22 protein-coding genes are annotated in these 20,208 nt (G+C 67.1%); 14 read left to right on the forward strand and 8 right to left on the reverse strand.

What is annotated here, in order from left to right; all coding sequences use genetic code 11:
• Positions 1-223 precede the first annotated feature (223 nt).
• A complete protein-coding gene (locus tag EV646_RS29410; RefSeq protein WP_132154296.1) occupies positions 224-1,117 on the reverse strand; it encodes a hypothetical protein in 894 nt (297 codons plus the stop codon).
• A gap of 133 nt (positions 1,118-1,250) precedes the next feature.
• Positions 1,251-1,373: a hypothetical protein gene (locus EV646_RS40720; protein WP_277875141.1), complete on the reverse strand. Its 123-nt coding sequence runs from the start codon at positions 1,371-1,373 to the stop codon at positions 1,251-1,253.
• Positions 1,374-1,807: 434 nt separating this feature from the next.
• On the opposite strand from EV646_RS40720, the gene EV646_RS39010 reads away from it, so the two are divergent.
• Positions 1,808-2,167, forward strand: a complete 360-nt coding sequence (locus EV646_RS39010; protein WP_158291041.1) for an ANTAR domain-containing protein — start codon at positions 1,808-1,810, stop codon at positions 2,165-2,167.
• Between the two features lie 536 nt (positions 2,168-2,703).
• Complete coding sequence (locus EV646_RS29420) at positions 2,704-3,780, forward strand: TRAP transporter substrate-binding protein (protein WP_158291042.1); 1,077 nt, start codon at positions 2,704-2,706, stop codon at positions 3,778-3,780.
• A 258-nt stretch (positions 3,781-4,038) separates the two neighbouring features.
• On the opposite strand, the gene EV646_RS29425 is transcribed toward EV646_RS29420, so the two are convergent.
• Together EV646_RS29425 and EV646_RS29430 are read right to left on the reverse strand one after the other, a co-directional pair.
• A complete protein-coding gene (locus EV646_RS29425) occupies positions 4,039-4,932 on the reverse strand; it encodes a universal stress protein (RefSeq protein ID WP_132154302.1) in 894 nt (297 codons plus the stop codon).
• On the reverse strand, positions 4,898-5,476 hold the full coding sequence (locus EV646_RS29430) for a flavodoxin family protein (RefSeq protein WP_199237260.1): 579 nt from the start codon (positions 5,474-5,476) through the stop codon (positions 4,898-4,900). Before EV646_RS29430 ends, EV646_RS29425 begins: the two co-directional genes overlap by 35 nt.
• 126 nt (positions 5,477-5,602) lie before the next feature.
• Between EV646_RS29430 and ppk2 the strand changes: the two genes are divergently transcribed.
• The 8 genes from ppk2 to EV646_RS29475 all read left to right on the forward strand — a co-directional run bounded on the left by ppk2 (position 5,603) and on the right by EV646_RS29475 (position 13,960).
• Complete coding sequence (gene ppk2 / locus EV646_RS29435) at positions 5,603-6,415, forward strand: polyphosphate kinase 2 (RefSeq protein WP_132154304.1); 813 nt, start codon at positions 5,603-5,605, stop codon at positions 6,413-6,415.
• A 135-nt stretch (positions 6,416-6,550) separates the two neighbouring features.
• Positions 6,551-6,772, forward strand: coding sequence for a hypothetical protein (locus EV646_RS29440; RefSeq protein WP_132154306.1), 222 nt, complete (start codon positions 6,551-6,553; stop codon positions 6,770-6,772).
• Entirely contained in the window at positions 6,769-7,734 is a 966-nt protein-coding gene (locus EV646_RS29445; protein WP_132154308.1) for an Acg family FMN-binding oxidoreductase, read from the forward strand. Before EV646_RS29440 ends, EV646_RS29445 begins: the two co-directional genes overlap by 4 nt.
• Positions 7,731-8,309, forward strand: a complete 579-nt coding sequence (locus EV646_RS29450) for a DUF1579 family protein (protein ID WP_132154310.1) — start codon at positions 7,731-7,733, stop codon at positions 8,307-8,309. Before EV646_RS29445 ends, EV646_RS29450 begins: the two co-directional genes overlap by 4 nt.
• Before the next feature lie 788 nt (positions 8,310-9,097).
• Positions 9,098-9,898, forward strand: coding sequence for a universal stress protein (locus EV646_RS29455; protein ID WP_158291043.1), 801 nt, complete (start codon positions 9,098-9,100; stop codon positions 9,896-9,898).
• Between the two features lie 419 nt (positions 9,899-10,317).
• On the forward strand, positions 10,318-12,282 hold the full coding sequence (locus EV646_RS29465) for an ATP-binding protein (RefSeq protein ID WP_132154314.1): 1,965 nt from the start codon (positions 10,318-10,320) through the stop codon (positions 12,280-12,282).
• A 108-nt stretch (positions 12,283-12,390) separates the two neighbouring features.
• Positions 12,391-13,281: a helix-turn-helix transcriptional regulator gene (locus EV646_RS40315; RefSeq protein WP_241996403.1), complete on the forward strand. Its 891-nt coding sequence runs from the start codon at positions 12,391-12,393 to the stop codon at positions 13,279-13,281.
• A gap of 304 nt (positions 13,282-13,585) precedes the next feature.
• Positions 13,586-13,960, forward strand: coding sequence for a hypothetical protein (locus EV646_RS29475; RefSeq protein WP_132154316.1), 375 nt, complete (start codon positions 13,586-13,588; stop codon positions 13,958-13,960).
• Between the two features lie 88 nt (positions 13,961-14,048).
• Here the strand turns inward: EV646_RS29475 and EV646_RS39545 are convergent, their stop codons facing one another.
• The 4 genes from EV646_RS39545 to EV646_RS40725 all read right to left on the reverse strand — a co-directional run bounded on the left by EV646_RS39545 (position 14,049) and on the right by EV646_RS40725 (position 16,234).
• On the reverse strand, positions 14,049-14,708 hold the full coding sequence (locus tag EV646_RS39545; protein WP_241996414.1) for a peptidase dimerization domain-containing protein: 660 nt from the start codon (positions 14,706-14,708) through the stop codon (positions 14,049-14,051).
• 74 nt (positions 14,709-14,782) lie between these two features.
• Positions 14,783-15,286 (reverse strand): M20/M25/M40 family metallo-hydrolase, encoded by a 504-nt coding sequence (locus EV646_RS39550; protein ID WP_199237262.1) that lies wholly within the window; start codon positions 15,284-15,286, stop codon positions 14,783-14,785.
• Between the two features lie 51 nt (positions 15,287-15,337).
• Complete coding sequence (locus tag EV646_RS29485; RefSeq protein WP_132154318.1) at positions 15,338-15,910, reverse strand: HdeD family acid-resistance protein; 573 nt, start codon at positions 15,908-15,910, stop codon at positions 15,338-15,340.
• A 195-nt stretch (positions 15,911-16,105) separates the two neighbouring features.
• Positions 16,106-16,234, reverse strand: a complete 129-nt coding sequence (locus EV646_RS40725; RefSeq protein WP_277875142.1) for a hypothetical protein — start codon at positions 16,232-16,234, stop codon at positions 16,106-16,108.
• Positions 16,235-16,406: 172 nt separating this feature from the next.
• Here EV646_RS40725 and EV646_RS29490 point away from each other — a divergent pair, with 172 nt between their 5' ends.
• The 4 genes from EV646_RS29490 (at position 16,407) to EV646_RS29505 (ending at position 20,131) form a co-directional block, all read left to right on the forward strand.
• Positions 16,407-16,901 carry a DUF1269 domain-containing protein gene (locus EV646_RS29490; RefSeq protein WP_132154320.1) on the forward strand — a complete coding sequence of 165 codons (495 nt, stop codon included), beginning with the start codon at positions 16,407-16,409 and terminating at the stop codon, positions 16,899-16,901.
• A gap of 1,166 nt (positions 16,902-18,067) precedes the next feature.
• On the forward strand, positions 18,068-18,700 hold the full coding sequence (locus tag EV646_RS40320; protein WP_241996404.1) for an expansin EXLX1 family cellulose-binding protein: 633 nt from the start codon (positions 18,068-18,070) through the stop codon (positions 18,698-18,700).
• A 130-nt stretch (positions 18,701-18,830) separates the two neighbouring features.
• A complete protein-coding gene (locus EV646_RS29500; RefSeq protein ID WP_132154324.1) occupies positions 18,831-19,361 on the forward strand; it encodes a SigE family RNA polymerase sigma factor in 531 nt (176 codons plus the stop codon).
• Positions 19,358-20,131, forward strand: a complete 774-nt coding sequence (locus tag EV646_RS29505) for a hypothetical protein (RefSeq protein ID WP_132154326.1) — start codon at positions 19,358-19,360, stop codon at positions 20,129-20,131. Before EV646_RS29500 ends, EV646_RS29505 begins: the two co-directional genes overlap by 4 nt.
• Positions 20,132-20,208: the final 77 nt, after the last annotated feature.

Below are 20,208 nucleotides of genomic sequence, written 5' to 3' on the forward strand. Positions count from 1 at the left end.
TGATGGCGGGCATCAGGAGCGAGCCGACGGTCATGCTGGTTGGTGGGCCGGGTGATCGGCAGGTGTTCTTTGTGTCGGACTGGGAGGAGCTCCGGCGCGCTGCCGAACGCATGGGTCGCACGGCTGCTGACATCCAGGGGTGGCCGCTCGGGTATCGGCCGGAAACACCTGGGTCCTCGCGCTGGGTCTGGACTGGTCCGAGGTGAGCGTCGGTCTTGGGCGTTCAGTCGAGGTTGGTCAGGCGTTGGCGGGTGGTGTCGCGGCGGCGGGCCAGGTTGTCGGCGGTGCGGGTGGCGCGGTCCAGGGCGCGTTGCTGGCGTGGGATTTGGCGGCGCGCAAGCTGGAGTTGTTCGCGGGCTTGGTTGAGGTCTTCGGTGAGTTGCTGGATGCGGGCTTGCAGGTCGGTGAGTTGATGTTGGGTGGCGTCGAGTTCGGCTTCGGCAGCGGCTCGTGCGGCAGCGGCTTCGGCGTACTCGCTCTCAGCCTCGGCAGCCAGTGCGCGGAGCTCCGCGCGCCGTCTCTGCGCTGGCTGATCCTTGGTGATGGGTGGCTTCTTGGTCTTGGCCGGCTTGGCTACCGGTGGCTTCCTGCGGACGACGCGGGGCTTGATCGGGGCGAGCTTCGCCGGGGCACCGGTCTCGTCGACCACACCGAAGCCGACATGCCGCAGCGCGCTGGTCAGCTGGCCTGTGCGCAACAGCTGCGCGGCCCCGGGGTCAACCAAAGCCGCATCCAGTGTTTCAGTGAGCCGCTGGATGACGTCGGCGCTGATCGACCGGCCGAGCGAGTTGGCGTGGGCGACGGCGGTTCGGACCAGCCGCTGCACGAGCTGGTGGCGGTGGGGCGTGAGTTCGCGTAACCGGGCACCGTCTGCGGAGAGGTGCGCTGCTCGCAGGTCGTCACCGAGTGCGGTCAGCTCATGGATCCCGTCCGGCGCGACCCGCACAAGTTGATTGGCCAGCCAGGCCGCCAGGGTCGGCTTCCGCAACGCCTTCAGCGCCGTACCGGCCGGTCCATCGCCCTGATCCATCGCCGCCTTGGCGAACTGATTCCGGGCTTGAGTGAACTTCTCCGGGGCCAGCCCGTAGAGCTCGATCACCGCCGCCTCGAAATCCACCCCTTCACCATGCGCCCGCGCAGTTCAGACGAGCAACGCGAATACGCCTGGTGCGCAAGCGATCCCGGAGCGGCGCCCGTATTGGTGCTACAAGCAACCGCCTGACAACAGATCGTTGCCTGACCGACCTAAATCAGTAACCGCCGCCCCCGCCTCCACCGCCGGATCCGGCGAGGAGCATGAGCGCGATGACGAGTGCGATGATGACAGCTGCCGCCACGATCCAAACCGTCACATGCCGTGCCTGCGTAGCCATGGTGAATCACCTCCTGGCGAGCCCCCGGTACCCACGAACCCCTCCAGCGAAGCCTTCAGCCGGCGAAGGTGAGGATGTCGGGAATCCCTTCTCGGAGGGTCGGGGCGCCCAGCAACTGCGACGCACCGTCGAAGGCCGCATATTCACCGGAGCGACCCGATCGACCCGCGTGCTGGCGTTCAGTCGAATAGGTGCCGGCGGCAACGGACTATGTTGCCGTGATGGTGATACGGCGAGGAGGCCGGTTGCGGCTGGCTTGTAGACGTTGGCCCGACTGGGCCGCCAAGGTGCGTTCACTCGGAGTTCGCAGCGTCCTCGACGTACCGCTGACAACCGCAGCCGGCATAGTCGGCGTACTTGGGTTGTACAGCGTCGACCACTTGGCTCGGTGCATGATCCGGCCGCGGATGGGCACCCGGTTGGATGGACGGTGTATGCAACATCTGGTGGTCTGGACGTGCGCAGATCTGGACTGTGAACTGGACCGGCTGCCAACTGAGGGGCACCGCGACCTGTTCGCTGTGCCCACCGACGGCTCACGCGACGCCCCGAAAGCGCCGCAGAAGGCGAGCGGGCTCATGGCCCTCCCGAAACATCCCGAAGTCCTCGTTGACTACAGCGCGCTCGCCGGCTACCGGGACCATCCGATACACGTCGCGCAGGGACTGCTGATGGAGCGGCACAAGGTGACGGCGCGCGCGGCTCTCGGGCTGCTGCGGCAGCAAGCCGCCGCCCGCCGCCTCTCCCTGATCGAGATGGCCCAATGGCTCCTCAAGACTCACCGCCCTCGCTGAGCTCAGCGGCACCGCGGACGACATTCCTGGCAAACGATCCAGCGGCACTCTCCAGCATGCTCCACCGAGCATCCGGTACTACGTGTATCGACATCAACCGTGGCGACGGAATGAATCAATTGGATGACTCGACATTCATTTGAATGCCTCACACCAAATGGCAGAAACAAACGCCTGAAATGACCGCCAGTGGGTGACTCTCAGCGGAGTTGCAGGGCCGACGGACCCGTCCGTCCACGTTCTCATCCCCCCAAACACCATGGATGCCCTTTCCTGCGACGGTGCGCCTGAATTCCGGGCAATGAACAGAGCTGAGCGCGCTTTCTCTGATCCCGGTTCGAGCGTTGAAATGTTTCGTGGGTCGAGAGGTGGCGGGCGACCTAGGACAGTGCGACTGTGGCAGGGAGCCGCCGATGCGTATTGGCACCGGTGGTGTTATCGAGCCTGTGAGGGCTCGCGTTGACGTGGGTATCGACAGTGCACCGAAAATGCGCGGCCGAGTTCGGCCAAGCCCTCGTCCTTTTTGGGGGGCTGTGATGAGAAGGATTCCACGTTATTGGACGCTGCCACTTGCCGTTGCCGTGCTCGCGGCAGGGGCCGCGTGCAGTGGAAACTCGCCGAAGACCGAGGACGTCGAGGATGCCGGCCCGGTGTCGTTGAAGCTCGGAACCGCCGACGACGACGGTAAGCCGGGAGGCCTGGCGATCGTGCAGTTCGTCGAGCAGGTGAGGACGCTGTCCGGCGGAAAGCTGCTCGTCTACCCGGTCTGGGAAGCGGCGGGCCACGACGTACGGCAATGGGACCAGGGCGTCGCACGGATGCTGAAGGATCGCAAGCTCGACCTGGCGATGATCCCCAGCCGGGCCTGGGACACCGAGGGCGTGACGAGCCTGCGCGCTCTGAGCGCACCGTTCCTGGTGACCTCGGATGCGCTGGCCGACAAGATCGTCACCAGTAAAGACCTGTCCGCGGAGTTGATGGCCGGCCTGACCGAGGACGGGGCCACCGGGCTTGCGCTGATGCCCGAGGGTCTGCGCCACCCGTTCAGTTTCGGTCCGGCGCTCGTAAGTCCAGCCGCTTTCCAGGGCAAGGTCATCCGTGCAGCGAAATCAGACCTTGGCGACGCGACCGTTCGAGCGCTCGGCGGCAAGCCGGACGACCTGGTCGGCGACGCCTTCGGAGCCGGCGTCCGGGACGGAACCCTCGGCGGCGCCGAGACCGGATTCGTCTTGTCCGACGCCCTGCCCGTCCCCGGAATCGCGACCGCCAACGTCACCTTCACCACCAAGATGAACACTCTGGTCGCAAACTCCGCCCTGCTCGGCGAACTCTCGCCCGAGAATCAAGCCGTACTACGAAACGCCGCGGCCGCAACACTCCAGTGGGTGCTCAGCCACCGCGCCACAGAGTCCGCCTACGCCGCGGCCTACTGCAACCGCGGCGGCAAGATCGTCACCGCCACGCCCGCCAACCTGCAGGCCCTCGACCAGGCCGTCCAACCCCTGTACGGCGAACTCGAGCAGGACCCGAACACCAAGGCAATGATCGACCGCATCCGCACCCTGAAGAAGTCCGTGCAAGCTCCCCCAACGGGCACCGCCACCCCCTGCTAGACCGATGCGTTCTGTTGGTCATCTTGCGGTGACGGTGATGGTGGTTGAGTAGCCGGCGAGGAGGCCGGTTACGGCTGGTTTGTAGACGCGGTAGCGGTAGGTGCGTGCGCGACGGGCGGATCGTCCGGCACTGGAACGTGCTCGACCAACTCAGCTGGCTGACCCAGTTGGGCGTCGTACCGGCGCCTTCCAGCGCGTAGCGGAAAGTGTCGGAGGCCGCAGATACGTTGCGCGCGCTCACATGGCGTGGATCAGGGCCTACTCGTGATCTGACCGGTGGCGGGCCCGGGGCTCGTGAACGATCGCCAGTGGGTACGACGCGTGATGCAGTACGCCGCGCGCGGTCGAACCAAGGAGCAGGGACACCAGCCGGTTGTGGTTGCGGCCGCCCAGGACGAGCAACTGACCCGCTGCTTCGCGCATGGCGTCGGCCAAGCCGAAGACCGGATGATCGCGCCGGTTCTCGGTCTCGAAGACGACCTCGGGGTACTTGTCCCGCCACAGCTGGGCTGTGCTCTCCAGTCGCTGCTGGTTGTGTTGCCGCCACTCGGCGACGGTCCCCGTTGCCGGCGTCGCATCCCAGGTGTAGATGCTCGGGACGTCCCAGACGTGCACGAGCCGGACCGGGGCGCCGCGCTCCTCCGCCAGACCGATCGCGAACTCGATGGCGGAGTGGCACTGTTCGGACTCGTCGACGCCGACCACGATCGGTGCGGACGGCTCTCCCGGCTGCCACTCGTCCGGCACCACGACGACCGGTATGTGTGCCTCGTGAGCGACCGCCTCGGCCGTAGAACCGAGCAGCCTCCGGCCGAGCAGTCCGTGCCCGTGCCGGCCCACGACGAGCATCCGAGACTCTTCGGCGGCTCGCGCCAGCGTGCGCGCCGACGGACCGGCCAGTACGTCGACCGTGTACGTCAGACCCCCGCCGTGCTGAGTCAGGTAGTCACTGACGCTGCTGCCGAGTCGCTGGGCGCCCTGGCTCTCGCCCGGGGCCGCGAACTGTGGCCCAGCCGGTGCCTTGCTCTCCACGACGTGGAACGCCTTGATCGGCATGGCACTGAGCTTCGCCTCCAGCAAGGCCCAGTCCACGGCTCCTGCCTTGGCCCACGACGCGTCAATACCGACCGCGATACCGAACTGCCTGGGCATGATGTCTCCTTCCAAGCTGCGGCTTGAGTTCGGCCGCCAGTTCCTTGCCCCAGGCGCGGGCCCGGTCGATCTCGCCCGGTTCGATCGGCCCGGTCATGTCATGCACGAAGAAGCTTTCCGGGGCGGCGACCAGCGTGAAGCCGCGACGCCGCAATAGCCTCCCGGCCGACCGAGCGGCCGATCCGGGCAGTCGCCGTACCTTGGCGACCCGAGTGTCGAAGGTGACGGCCGTCGTCTGCGTCGTACGATCGGGCAATCCCTGCAGCCACTCCCTGATGCCGGTCTCAGGCGGCATCATCACCTGGTCCTGTTGGGCTGCCTGCATCCTGGTGGAGCGCCTGCTCAAGCTGAAGGCATGCGTCGGGCCGCCGACGACCAGCAGCCGGACGTCCGCTGGAATCTCCGCCGGCGCCTGATCGGCACGCACCAACTCGGTGGTGATGACGTCCCGCAGGCCGTCCCTGATCGCAAGGGCGATCTTGTGTGTGTTGCCGAACATCGACTCGAAGACGATGAGCGCTCGTGGTGTCCCTAACCTGGACATGGTCAGATCGTCCCGCCACCGGCCCGCTCCCGGCAGGGCCCGTGGTCACCGCCCAGCCCGCCAAAAGGCCTGACTGCGCGGACTCGACGTACTCTCGCTCTATCCGGGATCCACGGGAGGACAGCGATGGCGGGTGCAAAGGATGGACGGCTGCCGAAGAAGCTGTACGAGCGCGAGTTGTTGCGGCTGCAGGCCGAACTGGTGACGTTGCAGGAGTGGGTTCGCGTCGAGGGTGCGCGCGTGGTCGTCGTCTTCGAGGGGCGCGACGCGGCCGGCAAGGGCAGCACGATCAAGCGGGTGACGGAGTTCCTCAATCCCCGGGTCGCGCGGATCGTGGCACTGCCCGCACCTACCGAGCGGCAGCGCACGCAGTGGTATTTCCAGCGGTACGTCGAACACCTGCCGGCGGCCGGGGAGATCGTGCTGTTCGACCGCAGCTGGTACAACCGGGCCGGTGTCGAGCGGGTGATGAAGTTCTGCACCAGCAAGGAGTACTCGCGGTTCCTGCATCAGTGCCCGATCTACGAGCGGCTGCTCGTCGAGGACGGCGTACTGCTGCGCAAGTATTGGTTCTCGGTCAGCGACGGCGAGCAGGAGAAGCGGTTCCGCAGCCGGCTCGACGACCCGATGCGCCGCTGGAAGCTCTCCCCGATGGACCTGGAGTCGATCTCGCGGTGGGAGGACTACTCGCGCGCCAAGGACGAGATGTTCGTCCACACCGACATCCCGGAGGCGCCGTGGTACGTCGTCGAGAGCGAGGACAAGCGCGCGGCGCGCATCAATATGATCGCCCACCTGCTGTCCACCATCCCGTACCACGAGGTGCAACGCCCGCCGCTGGAACTGCCGCCGCGGCCACCATCCGGTGGCTACGAACGCACTCCCCGCGACATGCAGACGCAGGTCCCCGACCACGCCGCAAGCCTTCTCAGATCCTGACCGGTTCGAACATCATCACCTCCATTCCATTCGCACCTCGCCGAACTCAGCAGGGCCGAAGGACCTGGCTCCTCGGGACCCATGCCGCTGCCCGGCGGTGAGACACCGCGGCAGGCTGAAGGGTGAGGAGGACTCATGACGATGGACGCAGCCGACTCGCCGGTCCGCGAATTCGATCGGTGGGACGACGATCTGGTCAGGCTCGAGGCGGTCGACCTGCTCGACGATCTCCAGCGTGAACTGGTGAGGCCGGGCCAGACCGGCCAATTGGACCTACACATCAACGAGACGCTCGCAGTGATCCGAGTCCTCGGCACCGTCGTACGCCGCGTTCACCAACTCGACCACGCCCGATGAGTATCACCGAAGACGAGGTGGGCATCCTGCTCACCGCGGCCGGGCAGGCACCCTCGATGCACAACACCCAACCCTGGCGCTTCGAGATCGACGGCCCGGTGATCGACGTACTGCTGGACACCGACCGAACCCTGCCCGTAGCCGATCCGGCCAACAGACTGGTCCGCGTCGGCCTCGGCGCCGCGGCCTTCAACCTCCGCGTCGCCGCCGCCATGCTCGGCCACGAGACAACGCTGGCGATCGACCCCGATCCCGCCGTGCCGGATGTGGTCGTGCGGATCTTCCTGTCTTCGCGGAACACGCCTGTCGCGGGCCTCAGTTCCCTGTACGGCGAACTGGGCCGGCGCTTCACGTATCGCGGTCCAATGGTCGACGCGCCGATCTCGCCCTGGCTGATGCAGCGGCTGAGCGAGGCAGCGAAGGCGGAACAAGCTGACTTGGCCTGGCTCGACCAGGAGCAGCGCGCACGCCTCGGTTCGATCATCCGGGCTGCCGACGACCGCGACGTACACGAAGAAGACCGACTGCAAGAGCGTGACCAGTGGATCGGCGGCGACCGCGATTCCGAAGGTGTCCCGAACTCCGCCCTCGGCCCGCTACCGGCCCGTCCCGCGGCCATCCGGGACCTCGCCGCAGGCGCCGACCACCCACGCCGCGGCACGGCCGTCTTCGAGTCGGCGCCGATCATCGCGGTCCTCGGTACCGTGCAGGACGACGAGCAGGCCTGGGTACGAGCGGGCCTGGCACTCGAGCGAGTGTTGCTCATGGCAACTTCCCACGACCTGGCCGCATCATTCCTCAACCAGGCAGTCGAATACCCACCCCTCCGCGATCAGGTCCGCTCGCTGATCGGCCGCGACACCTGGCCCCACCTGATCATCCGCATCGGCTACCCAGCCGAGGCAACCGGCCTAACCCCCCGCCGCCCCTGGCAGGAGACCCTCAACAGGCGAGCCCGATGACCGACACGATCGCCATGCCACTTCGCGCCGGAGCCGAGATGACGGCGCTTGCGCGCTTCCACCGCGATGTCACCTGGACCGGAACGATCGAGGCCGGCGCACTCGGCCCCGACAGTCCCGCGATGACCGCTACCGGTGGCGGCGTCCACCGGGTGATTCAGGACGGTCTGTGGATCGTCGGGGACTACTGGCAGGACCAGTTCCTTGCCGACGGCACCTTTGTTCTCCGCTGGCAACTGCACTGGGTTGCAGGCTGGGACCCGCAGGCCAAGGAGTACCGCGCCGCCATCGCGGACAACTACGGGCACACCGAGATCCTGCGCGGCCAGATCGACGGCGATCTGCTCACCTTCCAGACGATCGGGCGGAAGCCCGTCCGGATCCGCCTGTTCTGGCACCTCGTCGACGACACCACGATGACCTGGCGCAACGAGGCATCCATCAACAGCGGACCGTTCCAGCTGGTCGAGCGGTACGTCTGCAGCACCGTCAGTCCTCCCACAGGCTCGGGCGGAGGAACCGGTGCTCATCAGGACGCAGGGCGCGAAGCCAGCGGACCGCCAGCCACACGCTGACCGCGAGCAACACCGCTGACGGACCCACATCGCGCCCGAGCTGCAACGTCGTACCGGAGACCAGGGCTGCCGCCCGACCGCAGCGATGCACGACAGTACGACGACCAGGTCGAGCACGAACACCGGATACGGCGTACCGCCGACGCCCTCCGGATCGGGAGCATCTCCTCCGGCGGCATACGGTACGAGCGTCGAGAGCCAGAGCAGCGCGAACAGGACCGCCACGACGAGCAGCATCCAGCCGGTCCCGCGCTCGAGCCGCCGCGAGTCGATCCGTTCCCACGCCGAACCACGTAGCCGGAGCAATCCATCAAGCAGAGCCGCTCCGGCGAGCGACTCGATAACGACGTACACAAGAAAGACGCGGTTCATCGGGACGCCGATCAGATAGATCGCGTAGCTGTAGACGACGTACGCCAAGAGGCCGAGCCGAGCGAGGTGGCTACGCGGGGAGATCGGACGGCGACGGACGAGCAGGACCAGCAGGCCAGCGACCACGATGCTGCACACGTCCTGGGCCTGCGCACCCAGCACAGTCGCGGCCGGAAGATCGCGATAAGGCTCGTCTGCCAATAGTCCGTACGCCGACGCCACCACGATGCCCGCGGCAAGCACAACGCTGGACCACAGCGTCACAGCGGTGGCCTCGGTCGCGGTTGTCCTTTGGGTGGTCATACCTCCAAGTTCGTCAGGCGTGCGCGGGCGGACCAGGGCATTAGGTCTCCGGGACTCAGGTCGTGGGACCTTCGCCCCTGCACTCGCGGCCGGCGCCGGTCCATCGTGAAGGTGTGAAACCCAGACCAGTAGTGGCAGGTGTCGACGGATCGCTTGCCGCGGAGGCCGCGATCAGATGGGCGACCGCCGAGGCCGCCTCCCGCGGAGCCGAACTACACCTGATCCAAGCCGTCACACCTCTGCTCCCCGGGCATACCGTGGACCACGCGGCCGCTGTCGAGATCCTCGACGCCGCCGTCGCACTGGCCCGCGAGCTCGCTCCCGGTGTCGCCGTCGACGGCAGGCTTGATGACGGTACGCCGTCCGCGGCTCTGATCAAGGCATCGACGGAAGCAGACCTCGTGGTCATCGGCAGCCGCGGCCTCGGCCTGATGCTCGGCGCGCTGATCGGTTCGACCGGCCTGGACCTGGCCGCCAACGCCTGGTGCCCGATCGTCGTCGTACGCCCCGACCTGGCCGGCGAGTCCGGCACCCGCGTGGTGATCGGGTACGACGGCTCGTCCGCCAGCGATCGCGCCCTCGAACTCGGCCTCGACTACGCCCACCGGCACGAGCTAAAGCTCCGCGTGGTCGCCGCCCAGCCGCCAAACACCGAACTCCACCGCATCACGCCAGAGGAACTACAAGCCGCCGTACACGACCGCGCCCACGGCCAGCACGCCGAACTCGTCCAGATCACCGGCCACCCCGCCGAACACCTCCTCCGCCTATCCGCCGACGCACGCCTGATCGTCCTCGGAGCCCGCGGCCGCGGCGGCTTCACAGGCATGCTCCTCGGCTCAACCACCCAAACCGTCCTACACCACGCCCACTGCCCAGTAGCCATAATCCCCACAGCCGCACTCGGAGGCTGATCACGGACCAGAGATAGCGGCGCACAGAATGCTCTTGTAACAGGAGAGGATCCGAACGGATGACCACGGTGCGTGTGGTGCCGGCGACCGCTGAGATGTGGCCACAACTCGGCCGAGTCTTCGGACCCCGCGAGAAGAACCCCGATTCGTGCTGGTACCAACGCTTTCGTCGGCACGCGGAGCTCGATAACCGGAGCGCGCTGCACCGTCGCAGCACTACAACAGTCCAAGGGACTTGACCCGGGGTTCGAGTCCACCCGTTCCAAGCCGCGAACCTCCAGGTCAGACCGCATCTGCACAGTCTCAGATGCATTCATTGTCGGTGGAGGGGATCGCCAGCGCGACCTCTTGCCGCCTGGAGTTGACAAGAGTGTGTGCGAGGGGATGGCTAGCTGGCCAGGTGGGTGGACACTGATCAGATGGGGAGCGCCCATGTACGACGGCGGGATCCTCCGCTCGCCGGCCGACCGATTGAGCAACATTTGCTCGTGACTGCTCTGGAGCATGCCGCGAGTGGTCATCCCTGCGCGATGGTCGTGCACGGGGAGGCTGGCGTGGGCAAGACCCACCTGGTCCGCAAAACCTGCGAAGGTCTGGGCGATGGAACACAGGTGCTATGGGGATCCTCTGTGCACTTCGGCGAGGCTACCGTCCCTTTCGGGCCAGTAGCAGGTGCTTTGCAGGCCTGGCACGCGCAGGCCGACGAGGAGTCCCGCATGGACGTGTTGTCCGGAGCCGGTGATCTGGGCACTCTCTTGCCTGGACTGACAGAGGCCCGAACAACGGAACCGGGACAACTGCTCCCGCTGATCGACACGGTTCTCCACCGCCTCGCAGATCGTGCACCGACCGTGCTGGTAATCGACGACCTGCAGTGGGCAGACACGGCATCGCTCGATGTACTCGCGTATCTGATCACCGGATTCCGCCGGCAGCGCCTGGCCCTGCTGGCGACCTGCCGCGACGAGCACCGTGGCGACGGACATCCACTGCACGGCTGGCTCGCGGACATGCGGCGAATGCCGTTGTTCACTGAGGCTCACCTCGATCGGATCAGTCTGGCTGCGACCGAGACGCAGATCGACGCTCTGTTGGGCCGTGTGGTGGACATCGATTTGGCCATCCAGGTCTATGAGCGTTCAGGCGGCAACCCGTATCTCACCGAACTTCTCGTACGTGGCCTTTCCGGTACGGAGGCAGAGCTTGCGGCGACTGCGCCGGCTGCATTGAAGGACGCGCTGCTGGCCAGCTGGCACGGCCTGTCGACCATGACGCGGCAGGTCACTCGTTTGCTTGCTGTCGGCGGTCGCCCGACAGAGCTCGCGGTGCTGGCTGACGTGGCGAGCGAACACAGCATCTCCCCAGCACTGCTGTACTCGTGCCTGACCGAGGCCCGCGATCATGGCGTTCTACAGGCGGACGGTGAGAGTCGTTCGTGGTTCCGTCACCCGCTGCTCGCCGACGTGCTGAACGACGAGCTTCCGCCGGGTCAGGCCGCGCGCATCGCGGCGACCTATGTGCGCGTCTTGGAGGCACGCCCGGTGACCGCGCCCGGACGCGCCGCCGACCTAGCTAGTCACAACCACCGAGCTGGAAGAATCGACGAGACCTACCGGTGGTCGCTGGCCGCGGCGGATGACGCCGCAGTACTGCGCGCAGCAGCCGTCGAAGCCATTCACCTGGAGCGCGCCTGCTCATTGTGGGACAAAGTGTCGCCAGACGTTCGCGGCTCCGCCGCAGGTCACGTGGACCTACTCCGCCGGGCCAGCAGTGTCTGCGGCCGGGCCGGCCGGCTCGACACGGCCGTCACCTTGGTGGAGCACGCGCTTGAGCTGGTCGATCCGGATTCCGAGCCGCTTCTCACCAGCACGCTGCTGCTTGCATGCTGGGACGCCAAATATCGCAGCTCGACTACCGACAAGGCGCCGCTCGACGAACTCGTCGAGGCTGTTCACCTCACGGCCGCTTACCCGGATGCTGCTGAGCGTGCGCTGGCGTTGGCCGGCGTGGCGACTGGGGAGAAGTGGGAGGGTTTGCAGGACGAGGCAGTCGCCCATGCCGAAGAGGCCGTACGGGTCGCGCGGAAGTCAGGGTCTGAGCTCGCGTTGGCCGGCGCCTTGAGCACCCGTGCATTCGTCCGTCCGCTGGACTCTGCGCATGATGCTCTCGCCGACGCGCAGGACGCCATGCGGCTGGCGCGATCGTGCGGGTCCACGGACTGGTTGGAGAAGGCCGCGAGATGGCAGTGGATCGCCTTGAGGCACCTAGGCAGGACAGAGAAGCCACGACCGAGGCGCAAGAGGTGTTCGAAGAAGTGCTCGGGGCGGGCTCGGTGTGGGCGTATTTCCTGGCCTCCAACGCCGCGGAGGGACTTCTTTGGCTAGGTCGTTGGAACGAGTGTCGTGAATTGCTTCGGACGGCATTGGCAGCACGCTGTGCTGGCATACCGGGAGCGTCGGTTCGATTGACGGCGGCACAGTTGGCTGCCCGCTGTGGACGGGTGGCAGAGGCCGAACCCACACCTCGACCGGGCGCTGGAGCTGGTCTCTGAGGACTTCGCCGGACTCCACACAGACCTCAGCACTGCCGGCGCGGACGTATTCCTGGCGTCTGGGCAACCACGCAAAGCGCTGCGGTGGCTCCACAGCCGGATCGTCGTGCCGGCGAAACCCAGCTTCAACGAGGATCTCCTCGTCGATTTTGCCCATGCTGCCGCCGAGACCGCCCGAGCTGCTAGGGATGCTGAAGATGCGAACGCCGAGGCACAGGCGCTCGCCACACTTGACGAACTGCTTGCCAGATGGCCAACCGAGCCGTTCACATCCGAGCGGCCGGACGTCGTGGACACGGCGATGGCCAAGGCGCTCTACCGAGCCGAGGTGGCGCGCTGCCGCGGAGAGGCCGGACAGATTCAACTGTGGCGGCGGGCGATCGACAGATGCCACGCGGCCGGTGCGCTCTGGCCAGAAGCCACCTCGCGTCTGCGGTGCGCAGAGGCCATGCTGGCGACCGGATCGCGCACGTCCACAGTGAGCGAATTGTTGCGGCAGGCCCACGCAACAGCTGTCGAACTCGGCGCACAACCACTGCGGAACGAGGTCGAGTCGCTCGCCCGGATGGCACGCATCACCCTTCGCGAACCTGCCGCGATCGCGGACACGCCCCGAGTTCAGGGCGCGCTGGCCAGCCTCACCGCCCGGGAACGGGAGATCCTCACCTTCCTGGTCGCCGGCCGCACAAACCACGAGATCGCCACCGCCCTTGTGATCAGCACCAAGACCGTCAGCGTCCACGTCACCAACATCCTGCGCAAGACCGGCACCTCGACCCGCGTGGAGGCCGCCGCACTCGCCGATCGATTGGCGACCTCTCGCGACAACTGAAGGCCCAGACCTTAGCGTGCGACGCTGGCTAGACCCTCAGGCCTCGCGACGTACTCTCAGCTGCGGGGGCAAGGCTGTCCCGCGTCGGCGACACCGCTGGGTCCGGACCGTCATCACTACCGCTGATTTGCCGATCGTCGCGCGGACTTTCTGCTGGATCAGGCCACAAGTGTCGGCACGCGCACGAAATCTAAGGCGACACGAGCGACTTCTAAGGCATCGCACCCGATGTTGCGCGTGGTCTTGGAGTCCACCGTGAAATCGGAGCGGCCATTCGCGCCGTCCGATTCCACAGGGAGGAATCATGAATCGCACGTACTCAGCCCTCGCACTATCCGCACTGGCCACGGGCGCCGTCGTCCTCACCACGACCGAAGCTTCAGCCATGCCGAAAGAACTCGAAGCCACATCCACGTCTCAGAACGTACCGGCTCCTCCGCCCGAGTGGCCGGACGAAGGCACGGGCTATCCAGGCTCCGAGGCGAACAGCCCGGAATACAACTACCCGAACTACGACAAGCGGTACGAGGTGCCCCGCGTCCAGACCGCAACGGTCAGCAAGGCATCGGACGACAACGGCGTCGAGGTCGTGCAGGCAGGTGCATCGGCGGTCGGTGGCGCGGCAGTTGCCTTCGGTGCAATGTGGCTGTACAGGCGTCGCCACGTGCCGGCCACGTAAACCCACTCACCCCACTCGGGCATCTACAGGCCCGCCTTGCTCGAGCTCACTGAGCTCGCCGGCCTCCAGTCTGATGAGCTCGCATGGGTCACTTCGGCAGCCAGGTCCGAGCTGCGCGCGACAGGGCCGTCACGCCTGTCTGGAGGGTGGGTTCGATGACCGGGGCGAACCGGGGCGAGTGGTTCGACGGCAGCTCTTGCACGACGTTCTGCATCGCGGCGATGTCGGTGGCGCCGGCGAACGCAGTCGGGTCGGCTCCGCCGAGCAGCCAGTACACGCAGGGCGCGGCCGCCGTCGAGGCGAGGATGCCGACGTCTTCGCTGCCGGTGACCGGACCGGGATCGACGACGAGCTGGACGCCGAACTGGTCTTCGAACGCCAAGCGGGTGCGCGCAACGGCATCGGGGTCGTTGATGACCGCCGGGAAAGACATGGTGTTGTTGAGCTCCGGTGGCTTCGGTGCACCGGCGGCGGCTGCTTCTCCGCTGACGATGCGTTCGATGGCGGATAGGACGGTCTCGCGCACCCGCGGCTCAAAGGTGCGGATACTCATCAGCAGCTCGGCGTCGTCGGGGATGATGTTTTCCTTCGTACCCGCACGCAGCGCGCCGATGGTCAGCACAGCGGTGTCGGCGCCGCCCACCTCCCGGGAAACCACCGTCTGGAGCCGCATCACCGTGGCGGCGGCCATCACCACCGGGTCGACGGATACCTCCGGCCGCGAACCGTGTGCACCCCGCCCGTGCATGATCACCTGCAAGGTATCGGCGGCGGCGAACGACGGACCCGCGCGCAGTCCGATCACTCCGGCAGGAAGCGGCGCTACATGCTGGCCGAGTACGACGTCGGGCGTACCGAACCGAACCGGTCGTACAGGCCGTCGTCGACCATTGCCTGCGCGCCTTGGCCGAGTTCCTCGGCCGGCTGGAACACGAGGAGCAGGGTTCCCCGCCAACTGCCGGTATCCGCGGCAAGGGTATGAGCCGCGCCCAGCAGGCAGGTGACATGCACATCGTGGCCGCACGCGTGCATCACCGGAACCTCGTGGCCAGCGTGGTCGGTCCCGCGGACCGTGCTGGCATACGGCAAGCCGGTCTGCTCATGCACCGGCAGTGCATCCATATCAGCGCGCAGCAGCGCCGTCGGGCCGGCTCCGTTGCGCAGCACGCCGACGACGCCGGTGCCGCCGACTTCCCTGGACACCTCATAGCCGAACGAGCCAAGATGCTCGGCTACGATCCCGGCGGTACGGGTCTCCTGCAGCGACAACTCCGGGTGAGCGTGCAAGTCACGGTAAACCTCGGCGAGTTCAATGGAATTACTCATTGTGGGCCCTCGCATGACATGTCAGTCCCCTTCTCGAGTAGAACGCGCTGGTCAACTCTCGCGTCGGGCAGCCAGACCGTCCTGACTCTCGACGGCCGACCTCGGCCGCTGTAACAGACCCGATGCGATGAACACGACGCCCCACGCCACTGCGATGAGTCCGAGCAGTACGGCGATGCCAACCGCCGCGCGACCGGGATTGGCGAGGAAGAAGACGCCCAGCAGGACCGACAATGCCGCGCCCGGCAGGAACAACCAGGGCGAGGTGACGAGCTCGCGGGTGAAGGCGGCTATACCTTCGATCACCCCACGAATGATCAGCCAGATTCCCAGAATCCACGTGAGCGTGGTCGCGGTCAGCTTCGGGCTGAAGATCGCGAGTACGGCGGCGACCAGTCCGGCCAGCCCGAGCAGCGCGAAGCCGAGGCGAGCAACGCCCGTCGTCACCCGAAACGCCTGTGCCAAAGCGCCGATCCCCTCGAACAGTGCCCAGAAGCCCCACAGCATGACCAGCGCGAGTCCGGTCGTGACCGGCCAGGAGATGGCCAGGATGCCGAAGACCACGCCGATCACACCACGTGCCACCACCAGCCTCCAGCCGGCGGTGAGAAGGACCCGATCCATGATTCTCTCCCGGGTTTGCTCGTTGTCCAAGATGTTGGTCTTCTGGGCCGCGACCAGCCATCTCCGCTCCGCATCTCAGACTGCGCATCCTTCGGTGTGCTGGCTTCGCCTGATACGGGTGAGATGTGCGACGTCGCCCGATCCGGTCGAAGTCAAACGGTGCATTGGGAGCCCCACCCGTGAGGCGAAGCCACGTCAAGGGTCGGGATGCCCCGCCGCGATCGAGACCTGCGCGTTGGCGCGCCGATGCCGCCGTCGTACTTCGTCCTCCTCGCGGGGATCGTCGCACCAGGCAGCGCAGGATGCCGTTGCTACGCGCATCACCGCTGAAATCTTCTCCCGCCTCGCCGCGCCGTCCGCGCCGCTCCAGGCCGCTCCAGGCCGCTATGTCGCCAGCGCGCATGCGGATGAGGGTGCCGTCGGGACGTCATCCGGCCGGGGGGAAGTGGGTTTGGCGGTGGGGCGCGGAGGATGTGCCTGGAAAGAGGGGTGTGCGATGTCGACTTTGACGGTGTGGAGGTTTGCGAGCTGGGACGGGGCCAATCAGGCGATCGGGACCTTGGAGGCGCTGGCGAAGCAGGGCCTGATCACGGTGCACGACGCAGCGTCGGTGTCGTGGCCGCCGGAGACGCGGCGGCCCCGGACTCGGCAGTTGCGCAGTCTGACCGGGTCCGGCGCGATCGGCGGCATGTTCTGGGGGATGCTCGTCGGGATGGTCTTTCTGATGCCGGTCGCTGGTGCTGCCATCGGCGCCGCGTCGGGCGCCTTGGCGGGATCACTGGCCGATGTGGGGATCGACGACGAGTTCATCAAGACTGTCCGCGATCAACTCACTCCCGGGACGTCCGCGCTGTTCCTGCTGACCAGCGACGCAATCAAGGAGGAGGTACGGCGGACCTTCGATGCGACTGGGCTGCGGAAGCCGGAGCTAATCGAGTCGAACCTGTCGAGCGAGCAGGAGGCCATACTCCGGGAGATGTTCGCGGGATAGAGATCAGCGCAGCAAGTCGAGACCGCGGCCGATCAGGACCGCGGCGAGTGCCACCAGGACTACCACGGTGATCGGTGCCGGCCGGCACGAGAGCGCTCGGATTTCGCGGCGGAGTCACCCGTTTCAAGGTGTCGGCCAGGGAAGTCTCCGCGGCCGGCAGATCGCCCAGGCCGAGCGACAGCATGGCCCGAATCAGCTCGGCCTCGGCGCTCCCGATTCGGTCGAGCTCCCGGACCTGCACCCCGACGCCTGCCTCGTCCCCAGAACCGCCAGACGAAGGCGCAGCAGCGCGCGATCGCGCGACAGGAATGACGGCAACGGCCCGGCCGCCGCAGGATCCCTGGTGAGTTCTGTGGCCGCCTCGTCGAAACTGGTGACGCCGGGACGTTGTTGGTCCCACTGCGCTGGTCAGATCCATGACTGGTACCACCGGGTGTTGGAGTGACGGGAGTAGCCGGTTGGAGGCTCGACAACCCGTGATCCGGCGAGGGAAGGGTGTTCCAAGGCGCGTCCGCGCTCAAAGCCGTCGACACTCTTGGCCGTCAAGCAAATCAAGCACGTATTCCGGATTCTCAATCACGGCGATGAGACCGCTCGTCCGAAGTGCCCATCGCGACCTGGCCTGCGAGTGTGCAGCCTTGGCAGCCCTGACGATCGCAGTGGGCGGGTGTTCCTCGCTGCTCCGCCCATGTCCGTGGCGATGTCGGCACGGGCGGCAACCTTTTCGGCTCCGGCGGCAACTGCGCTGTGGAACGTCGACTCGATCTACCGAACGGATGGACATGAGGACAACGAGGCACGTCGCGGCGGAGCCGCCGCGCAGGCGCCGGCGGGCCATCGGCCTTCCGCTGGCTCTGCTGGCCGTCGGAGTTGTGGCCTGCCTGGCCGCCGCGCTCCTCATCGGGGGCAGCGCTGATATCCGGCGTACCGCCGATGAGTCCGTTACGGCTGCCCCGGCGAGCGTCCCGGCCGATTCCGGCTCACCGACCGCGGCGGCCGACGCCACGATGGCACCGACGCAGGCGCCGGTCACGAGCCCGCCGCCATCGCCCCGCGGTACCCCAACGCCGTCGACCGCCAGCAGGCCGCCAACCGCTTCTCGCAGCCCGCGCACGTCTGCCAACAGCCCGCGCACGCCTTCCAGCACCCCGCGTCCGGAATCCGCGGTGTCGACGGGGTCTCTGGCCGGACGGATCAAGCCCGCGATCCGTTACCGGGGCGTCGCGACCGCCTATGAGGCGGGTGACGGGAATGGTGCCTGCCTCTACGGCCCGTCCGGCGACCTCATGATCGCGGCGATGAACCATACCGACTACGAGTCGGCCAAGGCATGCGGAGCGTACGTGCTGGTCCGTGCCGCCAACGGGGCCTCCATCACGGTACGGATAGTCAACGAGTGCCCGTTGCCCTGTGCACCCGGGCAACTCGACCTCAGCCAACAGGCGTTCTCCAGACTCGCCAACCTCTCCGTCGGCCGGATCCCGATCACCTGGACGCTGGTGAGCCCCGCCGCGTCCGGCACTCTCTCGATCCGGTACAAGACCGGGTCCAGTCAGTACTGGTGCGGCATCCAGGTGATCGGCCACCGCAACCCGGTGGCCGTGCTCGAGGTCCGGACCGCCAAAGGCTGGCGAAAGCTGCACCGCACCGACTACAACTACTTTCTGGCCACCGACGGCGACGGATGCGGCAGAGCGATCAGGGTCACCGACATCTACGGTGAGCGGCTGACCATCGACGGGATCGCCCTCAAACCGGACGTCGCGCAGCCGACCCGGGTCCAGTTCGCCCGGCATTGACCGTGCTCCCTGTCCATCGTCAGGACTGCCTCCTTCACGGGCGATCGCCGTCCAGCAGGCAGGGAGGAGCACTGTTACGCTCGGCCCGATTGTTAACGCGCACATCGCAAGGAGAGGGCAACCGCGGGAGATGCTGGTCGACGACGCGGCCGCGGAGTTCCACGACTTCTTCGAACGCCACTACGCCGAACTGGCCCGTCTCGCCCACCTCCTGACCGGCGAGAAGGACGTGGCCGACGACCTCGCCGCCGATGCGCTGGTCGCTCTGTGGCATCGCTGGGACCGGCTGCGGGCAGCGCAACACCCGGTCGCTTACGCCCGCGGCGTGGTGGCCAACCTGGCACGGGAATGGATCCGGAGCAGGGTCCGCGAGCGACGGCGAGTAGCGCTGTTCTGGTCCCGCAGTACGGACGTGGTGGACGGGCCGGACGTTGCGGGCGTGCTCGACGTCCGGTCCGCGCTCACCCGGCTGCCGTTCCGCAAGCGGGCGTGCGTGGTCCTGCGCCACGCCTTCGACCTGTCGGAGAAGGACACCGCCGCTGCGCTCGGCATCTCGGTCGGTACGGTGAAAAGCCAGACCTCGAAGGGGATGGCCGAGCTGGAATCGGTGCTCGGCGCGGAAGCGGTAGGCGAACTGGCGGCAGGAAGGAGGAACCGGTGAACGAGGAGATCAGGCGACGACTGCGAGAGGCCGCCGAGGCTCACGAGCCCAACCGCGCAAGGATCCTGGCGCGCGTGGAGCGCGGCGCGGCCGACCCCAACGTACGGCACCGCACACCTTCGATCGCGAGATCGTGGCCCCGGGCGGCAATCGTCGGTCTCATCGCCGCCGCCACCCTGGCGACCGGTGGTCTCGCCGCCGCTGTCGCCGCCATCGGCGGAGCTCCGACGCCGCCGGCCACCGCACCCACTCACACAGTCCCGTCCCCGACCGTCACGTCCGCTCCGACGCCATCAGCCCGCACGACCTCTACCGGTCCGGCCCCGGCCACCACCTCGGGCAGCGCGCGCCCGACTCCGCCCGCCGGCAGCCGGGTCAATGACGGGCCGTTGTGGTCCGAAGGTTCGCTGGACGCGCACAGCACCATCTACTGGGCCCAGAACAACCTGATCCTCAAGACCACCAAGCCGCTCACCTCGCTCACCGTGGAACTGCGCATTGCCCAGACCGGCGACGTGCGGAGCACCGGCAACTGGCAGACCCTGCCGAGCGACGACTTCACCGTCACCGTTCAGGAGTCCGGCGGTGCGCTGCTCTACCGCTGGGCCCTCAAGCCGGGCCGCACGGTGCCGGCCGGACAGCACCAGTTCGCCGGCCAGTACAACCATGCCACCGGCGTCCGCAAGGTCAAGCGCGACAGCTACCACGTCCACGCCGAGAGCTCAGGCCGTTCCGTCGCAGTCTGGGGAGGATTCGCCCCGCCCCGGTGAGGACGGTCCCGCACGTTCATCGCCGGCAGCGAAAAGATCCCGGCCCGCGGCAACCTTTGCTGTGCCTGTGACCACTA

Origin of the sequence: Kribbella antiqua, assembly GCF_004345665.1 — a bacterium.
GTDB classification, from domain to species: domain Bacteria; phylum Actinomycetota; class Actinomycetes; order Propionibacteriales; family Kribbellaceae; genus Kribbella; species Kribbella antiqua.